The organism is Marinobacter sp. SBS5, from assembly GCF_048285575.1.
Taxonomy (GTDB): domain Bacteria; phylum Pseudomonadota; class Gammaproteobacteria; order Pseudomonadales; family Oleiphilaceae; genus Marinobacter.
The window spans coordinates 85,172-103,552 of sequence record NZ_JBLWAZ010000009.1 but is presented as its reverse complement, the minus strand read 5'-3'; the positions used below and the strand labels follow the sequence as shown (position 1 = coordinate 103,552).

The window sequence follows — 18,381 nt, the reverse complement described above, 5'->3', positions numbered from 1 at the left end:
TTCTGGCAGGCCTCCATACTTTCCCGATCAGTTTCATACAACTTTTGGGAAGGTAAACGGTCAATGAATCGACTGATCCCGGTCACACAGGTTTCACCGAACTCCTCGCCAAGTCGGGCGCCCGGCAAGATCTACCCACGAAGCTTTTCAGGCATATACCGTCAAATCCGAATGGGGGGCGGCGCCATTCTGTTCGCTTTGTATTTTGGAACAGTCTGGTTGAACTGGGGCGAGCGACAGGCCGTTCTATGGGATATCGCAGACAAAAAATTTCACATATTTAGCGCGACTTACTGGCCGGAAGATCTTGTTCTGTTGTCAGCCATCCTGATCATCTGTGCGTTCGGACTTTTCTTCATAACCGCTGTCGCAGGCAGGATTTGGTGCGGGTACGCCTGCCCACAAAGTGTTTGGATGTGGGTTTTTCTCTGGGCTGAAAAACTGGCCGAGGGCGACCGTCGACAGCGCATGAAGTTAGATAGCGCAAGAATGAGTCAGAAAAAAATCCTGAGACGAGTGCTGAAACATGGCCTTTGGCTGCTAATCAGTGCCGTGACTGCGGTGACCTTTGTCGGGTATTTCACCCCGATACGAGACCTAGTGCCAGATCTTCTGTCATTTAATCTCTCCGGTTCAGCACTTTTCTGGGTGTTTTTCTTCACCGCAGCGACATACGTAAATGCTGGCTGGTTTCGTGAAAAAGTGTGTTTACACATGTGTCCCTATGGTCGTTTCCAGTCCTCCATGGTTGATAATGAATCATTGGTGGTCGCGTACGATGCTGGCCGGGGCGACCCTCGCGGTAGCCGATCCATTGGGTCAGATCCGTCTGCTCAAGGGCTGGGTGATTGTATAGATTGCGAAATGTGTGTGCAGGTGTGTCCGACTGGCATCGACATTCGTGATGGCCTGCAAATGGAATGTATTGGGTGCGCCGCATGCATCGACGCGTGTGATTCGATCATGGACAAAATGGGCTACGAAAAGGGACTGATTCGTTACGCCAGTTTCAATGAGCTGAATACCGGCACGAGGCATATCCTCAGGCCTCGCCTTGTCGCCTACTTTTTTATACTGGCAACCATGATTGGTTTGTTTTCCTGGGCTTTGATCACTCGACCTTTAATAACGCTGGAGGTTGAACGGGATAGGGGGCTCTTCCGGTATAACGGCTCAGGGCTTGTTGAAAACAGTTATCTACTCAATTTAACCAATAAATCCAATGAAACGCGGCATACCTTCATTCGGGTCTACGGTGCCGAAGGATTCAGCATGCGTGGGCCGGATAGAGTGACGCTTAACGCCGGCGAACTGAGGGAAATTCCTGTTGTTCTGGAAAAAGATGCCTCAAGCATCCCGGGCGCAGTGACCGACGTTTCCTTTGAAGTGACCACTTTCGAAGAGCCCGATCGGCGGATTGTCGCACCTACTACGTTTTTAACGCCCGCTCCCCGGTGAGGGTAATGGGCTTTGCCCTCAGAGAATTCCTTCAAGGTTCATCATTTGGATGATGTCCTGGCAATGCCCTTTCAGAGCATCCCTCAGCAATCGCACTGCTGGCGTGATCGATTGCCGTGTTGGGCAAATCAACCATAACTCTGAGACCGGTGGCGCATACTCAGGCATGACATTGACGACTCTTCCCGCCAGCAGGTCGTCCGAGATATCGAGGCAGGATTTCACGGCCAGGCCGTGTCCCGCCACACACCAGCGCCGAACCAGATCGCCATCGTTGGACGCCCGGTTGCCTTTCATTTTTATTCGAAACTCCTCGTCGCCCCGCTTAAAGGTCCACAAATCGTAGGGAATGTCCTGCAGTTGATAGAAGAGCCCGTTGTGGTTGGCCAGATCGTGTGGGTGCGCGGGGGTTCCATGCTCGCTCAGGTAACTCGGTGTAGCGCAGAGGAGGCGTGGAATGTCACAGATTTTGAAACCATACAGATTGGAGTCATCGGGCGAGCCGTAGCGAAGAGCCATATCGACGGAATCCCGGAAAAAATCGACGTTGCTGTCGGTAATTTGAACGCGCAAGCTCAGGCCCGGGTGAGAGGTCATTAATTGGTCGATCCACGGGACTACCCGGTTCCGGCCAAGATCGGATGAAACCGATAGCCGAATTTCTCCTGCAACGGCTTCTTCGCCGGAGCGAATGTTCTGTCGGGCCTCGTCCAGCAATGCCAGTGCCTGCTCGCATTGAGGCAGATACTTTTCGCCGGCCGCTGAAAGCCGAAGGTGGCGGGTAGAGCGAACAAACAGCTCAACCCCCAATGTCTGTTCAACGCGTTTGACGGCCGCGCTTGCGGTCGCAGGGCGCATATCAAGGCTGGTGGCGGCCGCCGTGATGTTTCGGAATTCGGCCACTTTGAGCACAACAGTCAGATCATCGAAGGTCATTTTCAAAAACTATTTGAATATGTTTATGGGATTAGCCTGTTTTTCGTAGTGTAATTAAGGATCAAACTGAGTGCCACTACCAACTCACTCGGGAGAAACCCATGAAAGCTGTTGGATACACCGACTCTTTACCCATCAACGATCCAAAATCCTTGCAGGACGTTGAGCTGCCACAGCCAGTTGCTACAGGAAGGGATCTGTTGGTCCGGGTTAGGGCGATTGGCGTCAATCCGGTTGATGCCAAGGTGCGCCAGCGTGCCGCAGCAGAGGCGGGTCAGATTAAGGTTTTGGGCTGGGACGCCGTCGGAGAAGTCGTCGCGACGGGCGAGGGCGTCTCATTATTCAAGCCTGGCGATCAGGTGTACTACGCAGGCGATGTTACCCGTCAGGGCAGTAACGCGGAGTACCAGATCGTTGATGAGCGCATCGTCGGCCGAAAGCCCGCGAGCCTGAGCGATTCGGAGGCGGCAGCACTGCCCCTGACTAGCATCACCGCCTGGGAAATGCTCTTCGACCATCTCGGTCTTGTGCAGCAGGACCCAGGGAACATTACCCCGAGTAATGAGGTAATCCTGGTGATTGGCGCCGCCGGAGGGGTTGGTTCCATACTGATCCAGTTGGCCAAGAAACTGACCGGTGCCACCGTGGTGGCGACCGCCTCGCGGCCTGAGTCGCGCCAATGGGTGGAATCATTGGGTGCAGATTTTGTCGTGAATCATCGTGAGCCGCTGCAGCCGCAGATCGAGCAACTGGTGTCGGAGGGATCAATCACCTCGATCTCTCACGTGGCCAGTTTGAACGCCACCGATCAGTACTTCGATGATTATGTGGAGTTGCTCCGGCCGTTCGGGAAAATTGCCTTGATTGACGATCCAGCGGCCCTGGATGTAATGAAGATGAAACCGAAGAGTCTGTCGCTTCACATTGAGTTTATGTTCGCCCGTTCCATGCATAGCGCCGAAGACATGCAGGTTCAGCACGAGCTGCTGGACAAGGTCGCGAGTCTCGTGGAACAGGGCTACATTCGCACCACCGCCGGGAAGAATCTGGGGGCAATTAATGCTGAACATCTGCGTTCAGCACATGCCGAATTGGAAGCAGGAACAGCGGTAGGCAAGATCGTTCTGGAAGGCTTCGAGTAATCAGAACTTCTGGCTATAATGCCTGGCTTTAGCCCGTGACCGCTATCTGTTGATAGCAGCGCGGGCGAACTGTTTCGGAGCAGGTCGCTCTCACGCCGCACCACTGCCTCACTAGACTCCGATTTCAAGCAGCCTGACATCTGCCTGCAATGGGAATCTGTCTATTCAGAGTATCGCCGATGCTGCCTGCTACAGGTGTCCCGGGATGCCGTGCGGGTGTATGCTCACAGGGTGTCCAGAGCAACACAGTCACTCCCGCTGGCCCATAAATTGCTTGTCACTTGAGAGTTAACCACCTGGCTCAGGCCAATATTTGAGAGTGATTCGACTGTGCAGGAACTTACCGGAAGCCAAAAGAAAATCAGTTTGTGGCGCCACAGTTTTGTACGGCGTTACCTGGTCATTGCGTTATTGATAGCGGTGCTTCCACTGGTAGTGGTCACCTGGCTCTATGATCGATTCACCGGCGAATTGCTTGAAGATTTAGGCGAGCAGAAAGTTCAATATTCCATGAACGCCACCCGCGCTGCACTGTCTGGTTTTCTGAAAGCACGGAAGTTCGAGCTAGAAACGATTGCCGATTTGCCCAATATCGAGCGGTTCGTGTCTGAGGATCCCATGTCTTCGGAACTGGAACCGACGCATGCGCTCATCAGCTTTGAAACCGACAGTTTCGATATCTATGGCGTGCTTTTCTTTGACGCCCAATGGCAATTACAAACGGCGTTACCGGGTGTTGCATCGTCGGGGCCTCCTTATTGGGGAGGCATGGAGCTTTCTCTGGATGGGTTGCCCAGACGAAAGTTTGCTGATTTCTGGTTAATCGGGCCCCAAGAACCTCGGCCCGGTCTTTCAGGCTGGTTCCTGTTGGCAGCGCCGCTCCCAATGAACGCGGGCGAAACGGAATCCCCCGGGTTTGTGGCATTGCATATTCGTTTTTCCAGCTTGACCGAGTTGCTAAAAAAACAGTCACAGATCGACGGTTTTACCCCGCTGGTAAGCACCTCCGAAAGCCAACGGTTTACGGTTACTGGTCGAGTTGCTCAAGATCAAACGCCCAGTTGGCTTAGTGAAGAGTTCGCTCCCGGCTGGTCGATTGAAGTGATCAAGCATCATCCGGATGTGGACTTCAGCCAAGAGCTGAGGCGCCCCGCCTTTCTGATGGGGGCGGGCGTATCAGTGCTGCTGGTCATCGGGTTATTCATGATTGTCATTCTGCGGACCAAAAGGCGATTTGGGCCGTTGCTTGAGGGCGCAGAAGCGGTTTCCAGAGGGGATTGGAATATTCATATCCCCTCTAAGGGGCATGATGAATTCACCTTGATGGCCAATGCGTTCAACCGCATGGGCGGCCGCCTGCAAGCGCTGATTGATTCGCGTCTTGAAGTCGAGAAAAAAGCGGTCCTTGGAGAATTTTCGGCCAGCATCGCCCATGAGGTCCGCAACCCATTGGCCACGATCAAGGTCTGCGTGCAAAGCTTCCCTCAGGACGATAACCCTCGCAACGCCGAACTGATCACGCTGGTTCTGGAAGAGATCGATCGCGTTAATGAAGTCGTTGAGAATCTGCTGAGCTTTGCTCGTCCGTACGATCCTGAGCGGGTTTGGGTTACGGCTGGTGATCTACTTCGGCGTTTGGCCGCTCTGATCGATCCGCTCGCGGCCAGAGAGAACATCCATTTGAGTCTCTCAGGAGAACTCGATGCGCCCCTGTGTGTCGATGAAAACCAGATTCAGCAGGTGTTGATGAACCTGGCGCTCAACAGTATTCAGGCTATGCCTGAAGGGGGCGAGCTGAACCTCGATGTTCAGACCCTCAATGATAAAACGGTTATTAACGTCAGCGACACAGGTATCGGGATGGTAGCTGAAGCACTCGACAGGGCTACAGAGCCATTTTACACGACCCGAAGTCAGGGCACCGGCCTGGGCTTGTCTATTTCAAAACGCTTGGTACAGCTTAATGGTGGTGATTTGCGAATAAGCAGCGAATCGGAAGCCGGTACGAGAGTTTCGTTGACTTTCAACGCTTCAAAGGACAGTCATGGATAATGCACTCATTCTGATTATTGATGATGAGCAGCGCCTGGTGCGCTCGTTGCAGTTAGCGCTGGGAGCCGATGGCTACCGGATCGCAACCGCCCACACCGGTAATGATGGAATCGAAACCGCGCTGGATCGTCAGCCTGATCTGGTGTTACTGGATCTGCGTTTGCCGGATCTCAGTGGACTCGAGGTATTGAAGCAATTGCAGTTGCAGTTGCCTGCTTGTCCGGTCGTGATGTTTTCCGCCCATGGGGATATCAAAGTTGCCATTGAGGCTGTCAAAAGTGGCGCCTTGGATTTTATTACCAAACCTTTTGATATTCATGAGCTTAAGCGTTTAATTTCACGCACATTGGAACGTTGCAGATTGGACAAGGAAGTGCGTTTTCTCCGTGAGCGCCAGCTAGGAGAAGCCCGCCTGATCGGCCGCAGTGAGGCGATGCGACGCCTGCAGGAAGACGTCACCCGTATCGCCCGAAGTGGTGCCAAAACGCTGCTGTTGCAGGGTGCTTCGGGCACCGGTAAAACGGCGGTAGCGCGAGAGGTCCACCAACTCTCAAAGGTCGCATCCGGTCCTTTTGTTGAGGTTAATTGCGCCGCTCTACCTGAACAACTGCTCGAAGCCGAACTATTCGGAGCGGAAAAGGGCGCCTATACCGGGGCCCACCAACGACGCTCAGGACTGGTTGAATTGGCGAACGGGGGCACGCTTTTCCTGGACGAGATCGGCGAAATGTCTTTGGCTCTTCAGGCTAAGTTATTGAGCTTCCTTGAAGACCATACCTACCGGCCCATTGGTTCCAATCGCGTTTATCAGGCAGAGGCGCGGATTATTGCGGCCACCAATCGGGAATTGGAGTTGGCGATTGAAGAGGGTAACTTCAGAGCGGACCTTTATTATCGACTAAATGTGATGCCGGTGCGGGTTCCGGAGTTGGCGCAGCGGAGGGAGGATATCCCGCTGCTTATCGAACATTTCAGTTTGAAAATGGCCGCCAGTGAAGGCTGTTCTCCGGTGTTGTTTGAGGCGGATATTATGGCCCACCTCGTTGATTACGACTGGCCAGGAAACATCCGCGAACTGAAAAACCTGCTGGAACGGCTGACGGTGCTTTATCCCGGTGAAGTTGTGACTCTCTCCATGCTGCCTCCGGAAATGCACCCGACCGATCAACCTATCCTCGCTGGTGATGGCTCTATTGAATCGCGTCTGGCAGAAACCGAGCGGGATATCATTCTCAGAACCCTGAATCAGGCGGGTGGGCGCAAGGGCGCCGCAGCAGAAAAACTGGGAATATCCCGCCATGCCCTGAAGCGACGGCTGCAGAAGTTGGGAATTAGCGAATGAAGCCTGAAGGTGTTTGGAATTTAACGCGGCTGTCGGCTGCGGCTTTGGGCATAGCCATGGGATTCTGGCCTTCGCTGGCCTCTGCCGCTGGGCAAGAGCCTTTGACTGGGGCGTCCCCGACCGAAGCTGAGCTTAGGGTTGGCTGCATTTACCCATTGACCGGGCCGATGGGGTTTTTCGGGCGCGACGCGGATGTTGGCATCGGGATGGCTTTAGACCGACTTCAGCAATTGAATCATCAGTTGACGGAGGCTGGCGAGTCTAAGCTCTATCCCCGTCTTGAGGTTCTTCTCGAAGACAGCAAAGGTAAGCGCCATCGTAGCGCAACCCTTGCTCGTCAGTTGGTTGAAGAGCAGGGCGTCAGTGTTCTTTGCGGCGTGGTGTACTCAAGCATTGCACTGGAGATCAGTGCTTATGCGCAACAGCAGGAAATGCTATTCATTGGCGCAGGGCACAGTTCGTCAAGACTGACGCAGGAACCGGTTAATCCGTGGTATTTCAGGGTCAACAATGACAGCCGGCAATCGATGAGGGCCGGTGCGCGCTACTTGAAGGAAATGAAGTCAGAGCAGCCTTGGACCACGCTAGCCTACGTCGGCCCCGATTACGATTATGGCCACCAGGCATTGGAGGACTTGCTGGAAGGACTGGAGGATCTCAATGTGCCCTTCGAGATCAGCGGGGAGTACTATCCAAAGCCCTCGGAGCCGGATTTTTCAGCTTATATTGAAGCACTTTTGATCTCGCCTCCAGATATCGTGATCTCCAATTTTTTCGGCGATGATTTTGCCAACTTTGTACGCCAGGCGCATTTGCAGGGATTGTTAGAAGTCAGCCGTCTGGCCAACTTTGACACTGGCGGTGGTTACGATGTGATTGCCGCCCTTGGAAATGACCTGCCTCCCGGAGTCATTCTTTCAGGGCATCACCATATCAATTGGCCGGACACGGCGAGAAACCGTGAGTTTGTAGCGGAGTTTCACCGACGCAGCGGCCGGTATCCGAGTTTCATGGCCGAAAGTGCTTATGCGGCGATATTTGCGGTTGCCGAGGCCTGGCGGCAGGCAGAGACCACCGACGCTGAAGGGATGCGCCGGACGCTCGAGGGACTGAAACTGCCTTTGCCCGAAGACCCGCCAGGGTTTCAGTCATGGATCGATCCCGTCAGTCATCAAATAATGCAGGTGACTGCCATCGGCGAATCGGAGCCCAATGAAAACTATCCGCCCGCTAAACGCATGTTGGGTAACTGGAAGATCTATCTGCCGGAAATTCAGCCTTGATTGGCTGAGCCGTCAGGCATCGAGATCGGTCACTGCCATCCTAACTGATCATGAGCGCACGCCGCTCATGATCAGATAGGGGATGAGCGAAAACCGCTCATCGGTTCGGCCTAATCCGAGCGGTTTCCGCTCATAACTCCTCTTCTCTCAAACTCATCTCGGTTTTATTCGCCTAAAACAGCGAAATATTCTTTTTTTTAAGGTTGGCATCAGGATTGCTCTATCCCGGCAAAGCCCAAATAAAAAATCGAGGCCAACCATGAAAAAAACCAAACTGCTTCCTTCTGCTGAAAACGCTTACGAGTACCCTCTGCTGATCAAAAGCCTGTTGTTGTCAGGTAAGCGTTATTCTCCGAACCGCGAAATCGTTTACAGCGACATCTTTCGTTACGACTACGCGACTCTGAACGAGCGCATCGCACGTTTGGCGAATGCTTTGGAAAAAGCTGGAATCGGTGCAGGCGATACCGTTGCGGTAATGGATTGGGACAGCCACCGTTATCTGGAAGCCTATTTTGCGGTTCCCATGATCGGCGCTGTGTTGCATCACGTGAATATTCGCCTGAGTCCGGAACAGATCATTTACACCATGAATCACGCGGAAGATGACATTCTGCTGATTCACGATGATTTTCTTCCGATGGTCGAGCAGGTTGCTCCTCAGCTCAACACGGTTCGTGACTTTATCCAGCTGACAGACGGCCCGACTGCCGCTTCGACCACCCTGAATGTGGTCGGCGAGTACGAGTCGATGCTGGCTGAGGCTAGCACTGAATATGATTTCCCGGATTTTGATGAGAACTCGATTGCAACAACCTTCTATACCACTGGCACCACGGGTAACCCTAAAGGGGTTTACTTCAGCCACCGTCAGTTAGTGTTGCACACACTGGTTACAGCTATAACGCTGGGTAGTTCCGATTCAAACGCGCTGTTGCGGAGCGACGACGTCTACATGCCGATGACGCCGATGTTCCATGTGCACGCTTGGGGTGTTCCTTATATCGCCACCATGCTCGGAGTTAAGCAGGTCTATCCGGGCCGTTACGAGCCGAATCGTCTGGTTCAGCTGTTCCGTGATGAAGGCGTTACCTTCTCTCATGGCGTCCCGACCGTTCTGCAGATGGTGCTCAATTGCGAAGAAGCCAAGACGACCGATCTGTCTGGCTGGAATATGCTCACTGGTGGGTCTGCACCCACTCAGGCTTTGTCGGCTCAGATGGCAGAGCGAGGTATTAATTTCGTAACTGCGTACGGCATGTCCGAGACCTGTCCGGTCATCACGATGGTGAACCTGAGCGATGAGGAACGTGCGCTGCCAGTTGCTGAGCAGAGCGCCGCCCGAATTCTCGCCGGTATCGCAACACCTCTGGTTGATATTCGTATCGTTGACGCAGATGGCAACGACGTTCCCCATGACGGTGAGGCTGTCGGCGAAGTGGTTGCGCGGGCACCCTGGCTGACTCAGGGCTACCTGAAAGAACCCGAAAAAAGCGCCGAGCTATGGGAAGGAGGCTGGCTCCATACCGGTGATGTGGGTTCGATTAACAGTAAACACACCCTGCAGATTAAAGATCGAATTAAAGATGTGATCAAGACAGGTGGCGAGTGGATCTCCACCATCGAATTGGAAAACCTGATCAGCAAGCATCCTGGCGTGTCCGAGGTGGCAGTGGTTGGTATTCCTGATGAGCGTTGGGACGAGCGTCCAGTCGCTACCATAGTGCCTCGCGAAGGCGAAGAACTCACCCCGGATACCATCAAGGACCATCTCAGACAGTTTGTCGACAGTGGTGAAATTGCGAAGTGGGCGATTCCAGAGCGAATTGAATTCGCTGTTTCGATTCCAAAAACCAGTGTTGGGAAAATCAATAAAAAGGTAATTCGTAGCGAATTGCTCCCATAAAACTGAATCTTGCTTCATGCCTCTGAGTGCCATTAGCACGCACTCACCAGCCAGTTAGTCATCCCTTCGCCTCACCTTTTGACGGTTGTTGAAAGGTGAGGTGTGGGCGATGTCCAACAACAAATAAGAACAAGGAACACCTATGAACCAGGATCTGATCCTCGAGACGAGAGGCCTCGTCAAAGAGTTCAAGGGTTTTACCGCCGTCGACGACGTTAATCTGAAAATCGAACGGGGTACCATCCATGCCCTGATCGGCCCAAACGGCGCGGGCAAAACGACTGTCTTCAATCTGTTGACCAAATTTCTGACGCCTACCCGGGGCCAGCTGCTGTTTAACGGTCAGGAAATTACCAAGAAAGATTCTGCCTCAATCGCGCACATGGGGATTGTTCGCTCCTTTCAGATCTCGGCCGTATTTCCGCATCTGACGGTACTCGAAAACGTTCGGGTTGCGCTGCAGCAAAAAAGAAAAGACACCTTTGCCTTCTGGCGTTCAGAAAAGATTCTCGACGAACTGAACAGTCGGGCTCTGGAGTTGCTGGATTCGGTGGGCCTTCGGGAGTTCTCCCATGCACAGGCCGTCGACCTTCCATACGGTCGTAAACGCTCGCTGGAGATCGCCACCACCCTCGCGCTTGATCCCGAACTGCTGCTTCTGGATGAACCTACCCAAGGTATGGGTCATGAGGATATCAGTGTGATTGCCGAACTGATCAAAGAGGTCGGCAAGGATCGCACCATCCTGATGGTCGAGCACAATCTGAACGTGGTCGCAGACCTCTCCGACACCATTACCGTGCTTCAACGCGGAGCGATCCTGACCGAGGGCAACTACGAGACCGTATCGGCAGATCCAAGGGTGCGTGAAGCCTATATGGGCGTTGAAGAAGATCAGCTTGAGGGCGAGGGCACCGAACACAATGGCCCGGTCGTGGAGGCATCGGTATGAGCACGGCGACGAAGGTTCAATCCAACCGCGAAAAGCTCCGAATCAGCGATCTGCACGCTTTTTACGGCGAATCCCACATTCTCCATGGCATCGACATGACGGTTAACCAGGGCGAACTGGTGACTCTGCTTGGGCGAAATGGCTCAGGGCGCAGCACCACCCTGAGGGCGATCATGAACATGGTCGGTAAGCGCACCGGATCTATCGTGATCAACGGTCAGGAGACCCTGAATGTACCGGCCCATAAGATTGCTCATCTGGGTGTAGGGTTCTGCCCTGAAGAACGCGGCATCTTCGCCAGCCTCAATGTTGAGGAAAACCTGATGCTGCCCCCCAAGGTTCGTTCAGATGGCATGTCGGTCGAAGAGATCTATGACATGTTTCCGAACCTTGCCGAGCGCCGCAAAAGCCAGGGTACCCGCCTCTCCGGTGGTGAACAGCAGATGCTGGCCATGGCTCGAATCCTGCGTACCGGAGCCAATATCCTGCTGCTGGACGAAATAACCGAAGGTCTGGCTCCAGTGATCGTTCAGAACCTCGCTGGCGTGCTGGCGAAACTCAAAGAACGTGGCTTGACGATTATTCTGGTAGAGCAGAATTTTCGCTTCGCTGCACCGATCGCGGACCGTCACTACTTGATGGAACACGGTCATATGGTGGACGAAATCAAAGCCCACGAACTTGTCGAAAAGACGGATCTGTTGAATACCTACCTCGGCGTCTAAAACCGAGGATGTTTTATCTGAACGAAGCACAACCTGTAACAAAAACAATGAGTTTGGAGATTATTATGAAACTGATGTTCAAAACTGCTGCTGCTACTGCTTTGATTGCCGCTGCCGGCATGGCTCACGGGAATTTGTCAGACGACAAAGTCAAAATTGGTGTCCTCACTGACATGGGCGGTGTCTACTCTGATATCACCGGTCAGGGCAGCGTCGAGGCGGTCCAAATGGCTGTCGATGATTTCGGCGGTGAAGTGCTCGGTAAGCCGATCGAGGTGGTTGGTGCAGACACCCAGCTCAAGCCGGACATCGGGTCCACGATCGCTCGCCAGTGGATTGAAAGCGAGCAGGTTGATGTTATTAATGGTGCTGTTGCCAGCTCGGTAACCGGAGCTGTTACCAAGCTCATGAGCGACGCCGGAAAGATCACTTTGATCGCCGCTCCAGCCAGTCATGCATTCACCACCAAGGGTTGCTCTCCTTATAACGCGCATTGGAGCTACGACGTGGTATCGCTGGCCAACGGAACCGTGAAACCCATGGTTGAGGCTGGCAAGAACCGGTGGTTCTTCATCACAGCGGACTACGGTTTTGGTCATTCACTGGAGTCTGTTGCAACGGGCGTGATCGAGGCGAATGGCGGTGAAGTTGTGGGTGCTGTGCGTGCGCCGCTGGCTACTACCGACTTCTCCTCCTATATCCTGCAGGCTCAGGCTTCCGGCGCAGACGTCATTGCGCTGGCCAACACCGGCAGCGACATGGTTAACGCCCTTAAAACAGCGGCGGAATTTGGTGTCACCGAGATGGCTGAAGTAGCCGGTTTGCTGGTGTTTACCCCGAATGCCCAGGCCCTGGATCCTGCCATCGCAGGTGGCATGAAACTGACCACCGGTTTCTACTGGGATATGGATGATCAGACCCGCGAATGGTCCAAGCGCTATATGGCTCGCATGGACGGCACACTCCCTTCTATGGCACAGGCCGGTGCTTATTCTTCCACTATGCATTACCTGAAAGCGGTAGAGGCAGCCGGCACCGACGAGTCTGATGCTGTTATGGCCAAGATGAAGGAAACGCCAGTCGAAGACTTCTTTTCACGTAACGGCTACCTGCGTATGGACGGCCGAATGGTTCACGACATGCTGCAGGTTCGGATCAAGACCGCTGCCGAGCGTAGCAATCCGAACGATATCTTCGAAATCGAGAAAGTGATCAAGGGTGAAGACGCCTTCTTGAAGCTCGAAGATGGTGGTTGTGAATTCGCACTGAACCATCAGTAACCTGACCGGGGCAGGGTTGCCTGCCCCTTCATCCCTGATTTACGACAAGAAAGGGAATCTTCGGCTTCCTTCTAGCTACTGTTGGGTGTGGTTATGGCAACTTTTTTCGATATCAATCTATTTGCCCTGTTCGGACAACTGCTGATCGGATTGATCAACGGCTCTTTCTACGCGTTGCTTGCTCTGGGCCTTGCGATCATCTTCGGTTTGCTGAAGATCATTAATTTCTCTCAGGGCGCGCTCTACATGCTTGGCGCTTTTGCCGCGTGGATCGGCCTGAATTATCTGGGAATCAGCTATTGGTGGGCGCTGGTACTGGTTCCACTGGCCGTGGGCGCATTCGGAATTTTAATGGAACGCGTGCTGATCCGGCCCATCGCGAACGAAGACCACCTATACAGCCTGCTGCTCACGTTTGGCATTGCCTTGATACTGCAAGGCCTCTTCAGCCACGGCTTTGGTTCTTCCGGTTTGTCCTACCCAATGCCTGAAGAGCTCAGAGGCGGGACGCGTCTTTCGTTTATGTATTTGCCCAACTATCGGGCCTGGATCATCGTCTTCTCATTACTGGTATGCGCGAGCACCTGGTTCATGATCGAGAAAACCAGACTAGGCGCCTATCTGCGTGCTGGTACCGAAAACCCTCAATTGATGAAGGCTTTCGGGATCAACGTACCGCTACTGGTTACCCTGACTTATGGTTTTGGTGTTGGCCTCGCGGGACTGGCTGGTGTGCTAGCCGCGCCAGTTTACACCGTGTCCCCGGACATGGGGGCGAACATCCTGATCGTGGTCTTTGCGATCGTCGTTATCGGCGGCATGGGTTCCATCGGCGGCGCAATTCTCACCGGACTGGCGATGGGTATTGTTGAAGGGCTCACCAAGTACTTTTATCCCGAGGCCTCCAATACCGTGATCTTCCTGGTAATGGTGCTGGTACTGCTGGTTAAGCCTGCCGGCTTGTTTGGCAAGGAAGCGTAGAAATCCCTGCGCTACATTTTCGCCGCTGATTCGTTGTGAGGTAACAAACATGTACAACAAAAAGCTCAACCTGGTATTGCTGGGCCTAGCGCTGGTCGCTCCTTTCGTTTTTTATCCTGTTTTTCTTATGAAGGTGCTTTGCTTTGCTCTGTTCGCCTGCGCCTTCAATCTGCTGCTGGGATTCGCCGGGTTGCTTTCTTTCGGCCACGCGGTTTTTCTTGGAACTGGCGCCTATGTCACCGGCTATGTGATGACCACCTACGGGCTCACGCCGGAACTTGGCATTCTCGCAGGCGTTGTTGTGTCCGCGCTGGTTGGTTTTGTCTACGGCAAACTGGCGGTTAGGCGTGAAGGCATTTATTTTGCCATGGTTACACTGGCGCTAGCCCAGCTGGCGTTCTTCTTTTACCTTCAGACACCGTTCACGGGCGGCGAAGACGGTCTTCAGGGCATCCCGCGTGGCAACTTGTTTGGTCTGATCGACCTGACCGACAACATGACCATGTATTACTTTGTATTGGCCGTCTTCATTATTGGATTTCTGACCATTTACCGAACCATTCACAGCCCCTTTGGTCAGGTCATGAAGGCAATCCGCGAGAACGAGCCACGGGCCATTTCTCTGGGTTACAAGGTAAACCAGTATAAGCTGATGACGTTTGTCATCTCCGCCACACTGGCAGGCCTTGCGGGTTCCACCAAAGCACTGGTATTCCAGCTGGCGTCCCTTACCGACGTTCACTGGTTCATGTCGGGCGAAGTGGTTTTGATGACCCTGCTGGGTGGTATGGGCACGATCTGGGGACCGGTTGTTGGCGCAGCGAGTATCGTTTCCATGCAGAATGTTCTCGCCTCCGGGCCTCTCGCAAACTATATCCATGTCGTCATGGGCATAGTGTTCGTGATCTGCGTGTTGGCTTTCCGAAAGGGGCTGGTCGGTGAATTACAGAAGTTGCTGAGAAAAAATGTCAGCTGAGTAGATTTGACTCATTAAACCCGCCGTTTTCGCCCAGCGAACCGCCGCATCGCCTGATCTGAGTTTACGTAAACGGATTCAGTGAAGGCGGCGCTGGCATGTCCAAGTTCTTCGCTGATATGCCGAATGTCGGCACCGGCCTCAATAGCCTGGCTGGCACCGGTATGGCGGAGATAGTGTGTTTCGGTACGAATGCTTTCGAGTTGTCGCGCTTCCTCGGAACGGCCTTCAGTGTCTAGTCTTTCGACGGCTAGCATGATTGCCTGCTCATATACACGCTGGATCTGGCGCTTACTTAAGGCTCCGCCTTTAGCCGAGGGCAGAATCGGGTGGTTGTCACCCTGTACCGGCATCGCGGTCAAGCAACCAAGGTGTTCTCTCCAGCGCTGTAGATAGGGCAGGTATTCATCTGGCAGGGTGATCGTGCGATCCTTGTCGCCTTTACTGAACACGTAATAGGCCCAGTATTCCTCGCCTTGCACGAATTTGCGTTTGAAGTCGCCAAACACCGGTGTTCTTGTTGATCCGTTTTGCCTCTGCCTTGGCGCTAATTCGCTCACCCGCAAAAATAACGACTTCATGGTCACGACAACGAACAGGTGCCGTTCGTATTTCCGGTTTTCATCGGCCGCCAACAACAGCGACTCCAACAAATAAGCCCACTGCATATCCGAAAGCCGCCGAACATCGGTTTCAGTATCCACATCATTAATGGTCTGAACCTTTTGGTCTCGCTTGCGCATGCCAATCATCGGGTTTTTCTGCACATAGTCCTGTATCAGCAGGTACTTAAAAAAGGTTTGAAGGGCGGTCTTGCTGGCGTTGAGCGAAGCTTGAGTGATTGCGTAGCTTACCGTGTCTTCGGCAGCTCCTTTCGTGGTGCGAATCGCAAAAGGGCGCCATTGTGCGTTCGGCAGACGAAGTCCCTGGCGATCTTGGAAGGCGGAGTAGATGCCTCTGCTGATCCAGCTTTTCGGCGGCATGGTCAGGGTTTTGAAATACGCCGTCATCACGTCGGAGTCGGTTTGCACTAAGGTGCGTTTCGAGGTGACCCAAAGGTAATTGAGGAAGCGCTGAACCTCGGAGCGGAAGCGAACGAAGGTGCCCTGGACATCCGAGTATTTGAGAAGAAACTTGCGGGTGATCGCGTAGTCCGCAAGCAACAATTCTGCGGAGATGCTCAGGCTTTCAAAGAACTCTGGTATTGAGGGGTGCCGGTGAAAATCGCCTTGGTCTTCAAGGTTTTCGGCGGTATCAAAAAGTGGATGTCCTGAAAATGATGGCATTTGAAACCTGTCTGAATTCTTTTCGAACAAACACGGAACTGGCGAAATCCGTGAACATAGCATTGACCTAAATGCCGATCAATTCAATAAGTTTACCATATAAAATTAAAGTAAATTCTAGGACAAGGTGCCGAACCCTGCGTCTTCACAACGTGCACACCTCGGTAGATTGCGATGCTCGAATCAAACGGGAAGGGTAGAATGCTCCTATTTCCGGCATAGTTTATAAAAGGAGCACCAATGACCATGCGACGCCACGGTGAAACACCAGAACTGGCTGCAACCCTCGTTGATCTCGCACCGTTGGCGGACTATTCATTCATGGACACGCTTAACTGCGATCCAGAAGGCAAGGCTAACGGAGCCGACCACGAACCACGGCAGGTGTTCTCGGGCCACTATGTTCCGGTCAAACCCACACCCATTGAACACCCTGAGTACGTCGCGCACAGCAAAGACCTGTTCCGTGAACTGGGTTTCGACGACAGCTTGGCGCAATCAGACGACTTCGTTCGCATGTTCTCCGGAGACCTGTCGGAGCTTCCGGAGCCTCTGCGCAAGGTTGGATGGGCGAGTGGTTATGCGCTTTCAATCTACGGCAATGAATTTTACCGGAATTGCCCGTTTCAGACCGGCAATGGGTATGGCGACGGTCGCGCCATTTCCGTGTTAGAGGCAGTCACCAACGGTCAGCGCTGGGAAATACAACTAAAAGGGGGAGGGCGCACGCCCTACTGCCGCGGCGGGGACGGCCGGGCCGTTCTGCGGTCAAGTGTGAGGGAATTCCTGGCTCAAGAACACATGCACGCACTGGGTGTACCCACCTCAAGATCTTTAAGCCTGTACGTATCGAAAACCGAGACAGTCCGGCGCCCATGGTATTCGGAGGGCACTCGCTCAATCGATCCCGATATTCTGGTATCCGAGCCCGTGGCCATCTCTACGCGTGTGGCCCCATCGTTCATTCGGGTGGGGCAGCTCGAACTCTTTGGTCGTCGCGCTCGTAAGCAGGAACACCCGCAGGCGATGAAAGAACTCGAAAAGCTCGTGATGCACCTGATCGATCGAGAGTACGGTAAAGAGATCGATCAGTCGCTGCCCACTCCCGACAAAGTCGTGCGGCTTGCAGGTGAGTTCCGTAGTCGGCTGACATTACTTGTTGCCAACTGGATTCGTGTTGGTTACTGCCAAGGCAACTTCAATAGTGACAACTGTGCAGCAGGTGGTTTCACGCTCGACTATGGCCCCTTTGGCTTCTGCAATGAGTTTGATCCGCATTACCAGCCCTGGACGGGCGGCGGACAACACTTCGCATTCCTGAATCAACCCGCAGCGGCCGAGCGGAATTTTTACTCGTTTTGCGTGGCGATGCGGCCTTTGTTGGAGAACAATCCAGAAAGTTTGCGACAGCTCGAAGAGATTCAAAGTGAATTCCCGAAATTCATGCAAGCACAAATGCAGCTCATGTGGGCTGCAAAACTGGGGCTGGATCGTTTTGACGCGGATCTATTCTCTGAGTTGACAAGACTGATGGCGGAAACACCTGTCGATTACACCCTGTTTTTCCGGGAGCTTTCGTTGTTGCCTGGCAACATTGAGCCACTTAAGAAGAGCTTCTACCCAAGCCAGGCCTATCGTGCACATTCTGAGAAGCTGAACGAGCGCTGGTCCACGTGGCTCGCGAAATGGCATTCGCTCATTCCGGTCGATAATCGTGAGCAGCTTTCCAGCCAGATGAAGCAGGTCAATCCGAAGTACAGTCTGAAAGATTGGTACGTGGTGCCTGCGTATCAGCAGGCAGCAGCGGGTGACTACACACTGCTACGAGAGCTGCAGAGCGTGATGACTCAGCCATACGCTGAGCAATCGGAAGACATTGAGCAGAAATATTACCGACTAAAGCCGTTAGAACTTTTTGATGTAGGCGGATGGTCGCACTATAGCTGTTCGTCGTGATTGGTTGGACCACCACTAGAGAGTACTAAACCTTCATCAGGCTAAATTTCGGCTAACGAAACAACCAGCTTGCAACCAGACGAACCACGCGAGGCATGTGGTAACC

At 53.4% G+C, this 18,381-nt stretch carries 14 protein-coding genes; 12 read left to right on the top strand and 2 right to left on the bottom strand.

Annotation, left to right across the window (positions count from 1 at the left end; genetic code table 11):
• Positions 1-63: 63 nt before the first annotated feature.
• The gene (ccoG, locus tag ACNQ6O_RS15105) at positions 64-1,458 is read left to right on the top strand and encodes a cytochrome c oxidase accessory protein CcoG (RefSeq protein WP_418054008.1); all 1,395 of its coding nucleotides are present in this window, start codon (positions 64-66) and stop codon (positions 1,456-1,458) included.
• 18 nt (positions 1,459-1,476) lie between these two features.
• On the opposite strand, the gene ACNQ6O_RS15100 is transcribed toward ccoG, so the two are convergent.
• A complete protein-coding gene (locus tag ACNQ6O_RS15100; RefSeq protein WP_418054007.1) occupies positions 1,477-2,394 on the bottom strand; it encodes a LysR family transcriptional regulator in 918 nt (305 codons plus the stop codon).
• 101 nt (positions 2,395-2,495) lie between these two features.
• On the opposite strand from ACNQ6O_RS15100, the gene ACNQ6O_RS15095 reads away from it, so the two are divergent.
• The 10 genes from ACNQ6O_RS15095 (at position 2,496) to ACNQ6O_RS15050 (ending at position 15,033) form a co-directional block, all read left to right on the top strand.
• Positions 2,496-3,536 (top strand): zinc-binding alcohol dehydrogenase family protein, encoded by a 1,041-nt coding sequence (locus ACNQ6O_RS15095; protein ID WP_418054006.1) that lies wholly within the window; start codon positions 2,496-2,498, stop codon positions 3,534-3,536.
• A 330-nt stretch (positions 3,537-3,866) separates the two neighbouring features.
• Entirely contained in the window at positions 3,867-5,588 is a 1,722-nt protein-coding gene (locus ACNQ6O_RS15090; protein WP_418054005.1) for a sensor histidine kinase, read from the top strand.
• Entirely contained in the window at positions 5,581-6,930 is a 1,350-nt protein-coding gene (locus tag ACNQ6O_RS15085) for a sigma-54 dependent transcriptional regulator (RefSeq protein ID WP_323751011.1), read from the top strand. The genes ACNQ6O_RS15090 and ACNQ6O_RS15085 overlap by 8 nt, the downstream gene beginning before the upstream one ends.
• Positions 6,927-8,213, top strand: a complete 1,287-nt coding sequence (locus ACNQ6O_RS15080; RefSeq protein WP_418054004.1) for an ABC transporter substrate-binding protein — start codon at positions 6,927-6,929, stop codon at positions 8,211-8,213. The genes ACNQ6O_RS15085 and ACNQ6O_RS15080 overlap by 4 nt, the downstream gene beginning before the upstream one ends.
• Positions 8,214-8,472: 259 nt before the next feature.
• On the top strand, positions 8,473-10,119 hold the full coding sequence (locus tag ACNQ6O_RS15075) for a fatty acid--CoA ligase (protein ID WP_323751009.1): 1,647 nt from the start codon (positions 8,473-8,475) through the stop codon (positions 10,117-10,119).
• Between the two features lie 142 nt (positions 10,120-10,261).
• Positions 10,262-11,071: an ABC transporter ATP-binding protein gene (locus ACNQ6O_RS15070; RefSeq protein WP_418054003.1), complete on the top strand. Its 810-nt coding sequence runs from the start codon at positions 10,262-10,264 to the stop codon at positions 11,069-11,071.
• A complete protein-coding gene (locus tag ACNQ6O_RS15065; protein ID WP_323751007.1) occupies positions 11,068-11,796 on the top strand; it encodes an ABC transporter ATP-binding protein in 729 nt (242 codons plus the stop codon). The genes ACNQ6O_RS15070 and ACNQ6O_RS15065 overlap by 4 nt, the downstream gene beginning before the upstream one ends.
• A gap of 65 nt (positions 11,797-11,861) precedes the next feature.
• Entirely contained in the window at positions 11,862-13,076 is a 1,215-nt protein-coding gene (locus tag ACNQ6O_RS15060; RefSeq protein WP_418054002.1) for an ABC transporter substrate-binding protein, read from the top strand.
• Positions 13,077-13,169: 93 nt separating this feature from the next.
• The gene (locus tag ACNQ6O_RS15055) at positions 13,170-14,057 is read left to right on the top strand and encodes a branched-chain amino acid ABC transporter permease (protein WP_223133352.1); all 888 of its coding nucleotides are present in this window, start codon (positions 13,170-13,172) and stop codon (positions 14,055-14,057) included.
• Positions 14,058-14,106: 49 nt separating this feature from the next.
• A complete protein-coding gene (locus ACNQ6O_RS15050) occupies positions 14,107-15,033 on the top strand; it encodes a branched-chain amino acid ABC transporter permease (protein ID WP_418054001.1) in 927 nt (308 codons plus the stop codon).
• 14 nt (positions 15,034-15,047) lie between these two features.
• Here the strand turns inward: ACNQ6O_RS15050 and ACNQ6O_RS15045 are convergent, their stop codons facing one another.
• Complete coding sequence (locus ACNQ6O_RS15045; protein ID WP_418054000.1) at positions 15,048-16,319, bottom strand: tyrosine-type recombinase/integrase; 1,272 nt, start codon at positions 16,317-16,319, stop codon at positions 15,048-15,050.
• Positions 16,320-16,559: 240 nt separating this feature from the next.
• Here ACNQ6O_RS15045 and ACNQ6O_RS15040 point away from each other — a divergent pair, with 240 nt between their 5' ends.
• Positions 16,560-18,275, top strand: a complete 1,716-nt coding sequence (locus ACNQ6O_RS15040) for a protein adenylyltransferase SelO (protein WP_418053999.1) — start codon at positions 16,560-16,562, stop codon at positions 18,273-18,275.
• The last annotated feature ends 106 nt before the right edge of the window (positions 18,276-18,381 follow it).

What these genes read in the sequence shown, in the direction of transcription:
- ccoG (WP_418054008.1), top strand. Translation starts at nt 64, where the DNA reads ATGAATCGACTGATCCCGGTCACACAGGTTTCACCGAACTCCTCGCCA.
- ACNQ6O_RS15100 (WP_418054007.1), bottom strand. Translation starts at nt 2,394, where the DNA reads ATGACCTTCGATGATCTGACTGTTGTGCTCAAAGTGGCCGAATTCCGA.
- ACNQ6O_RS15095 (WP_418054006.1), top strand. Translation starts at nt 2,496, where the DNA reads ATGAAAGCTGTTGGATACACCGACTCTTTACCCATCAACGATCCAAAA.
- ACNQ6O_RS15085 (WP_323751011.1), top strand. Translation starts at nt 5,581, where the DNA reads ATGGATAATGCACTCATTCTGATTATTGATGATGAGCAGCGCCTGGTG.
- ACNQ6O_RS15080 (WP_418054004.1), top strand. Translation starts at nt 6,927, where the DNA reads ATGAAGCCTGAAGGTGTTTGGAATTTAACGCGGCTGTCGGCTGCGGCT.
- ACNQ6O_RS15075 (WP_323751009.1), top strand. Translation starts at nt 8,473, where the DNA reads ATGAAAAAAACCAAACTGCTTCCTTCTGCTGAAAACGCTTACGAGTAC.
- ACNQ6O_RS15070 (WP_418054003.1), top strand. Translation starts at nt 10,262, where the DNA reads ATGAACCAGGATCTGATCCTCGAGACGAGAGGCCTCGTCAAAGAGTTC.
- ACNQ6O_RS15065 (WP_323751007.1), top strand. Translation starts at nt 11,068, where the DNA reads ATGAGCACGGCGACGAAGGTTCAATCCAACCGCGAAAAGCTCCGAATC.
- ACNQ6O_RS15060 (WP_418054002.1), top strand. Translation starts at nt 11,862, where the DNA reads ATGAAACTGATGTTCAAAACTGCTGCTGCTACTGCTTTGATTGCCGCT.
- ACNQ6O_RS15055 (WP_223133352.1), top strand. Translation starts at nt 13,170, where the DNA reads ATGGCAACTTTTTTCGATATCAATCTATTTGCCCTGTTCGGACAACTG.
- ACNQ6O_RS15050 (WP_418054001.1), top strand. Translation starts at nt 14,107, where the DNA reads ATGTACAACAAAAAGCTCAACCTGGTATTGCTGGGCCTAGCGCTGGTC.
- ACNQ6O_RS15045 (WP_418054000.1), bottom strand. Translation starts at nt 16,319, where the DNA reads ATGCCATCATTTTCAGGACATCCACTTTTTGATACCGCCGAAAACCTT.
- ACNQ6O_RS15040 (WP_418053999.1), top strand. Translation starts at nt 16,560, where the DNA reads ATGACCATGCGACGCCACGGTGAAACACCAGAACTGGCTGCAACCCTC.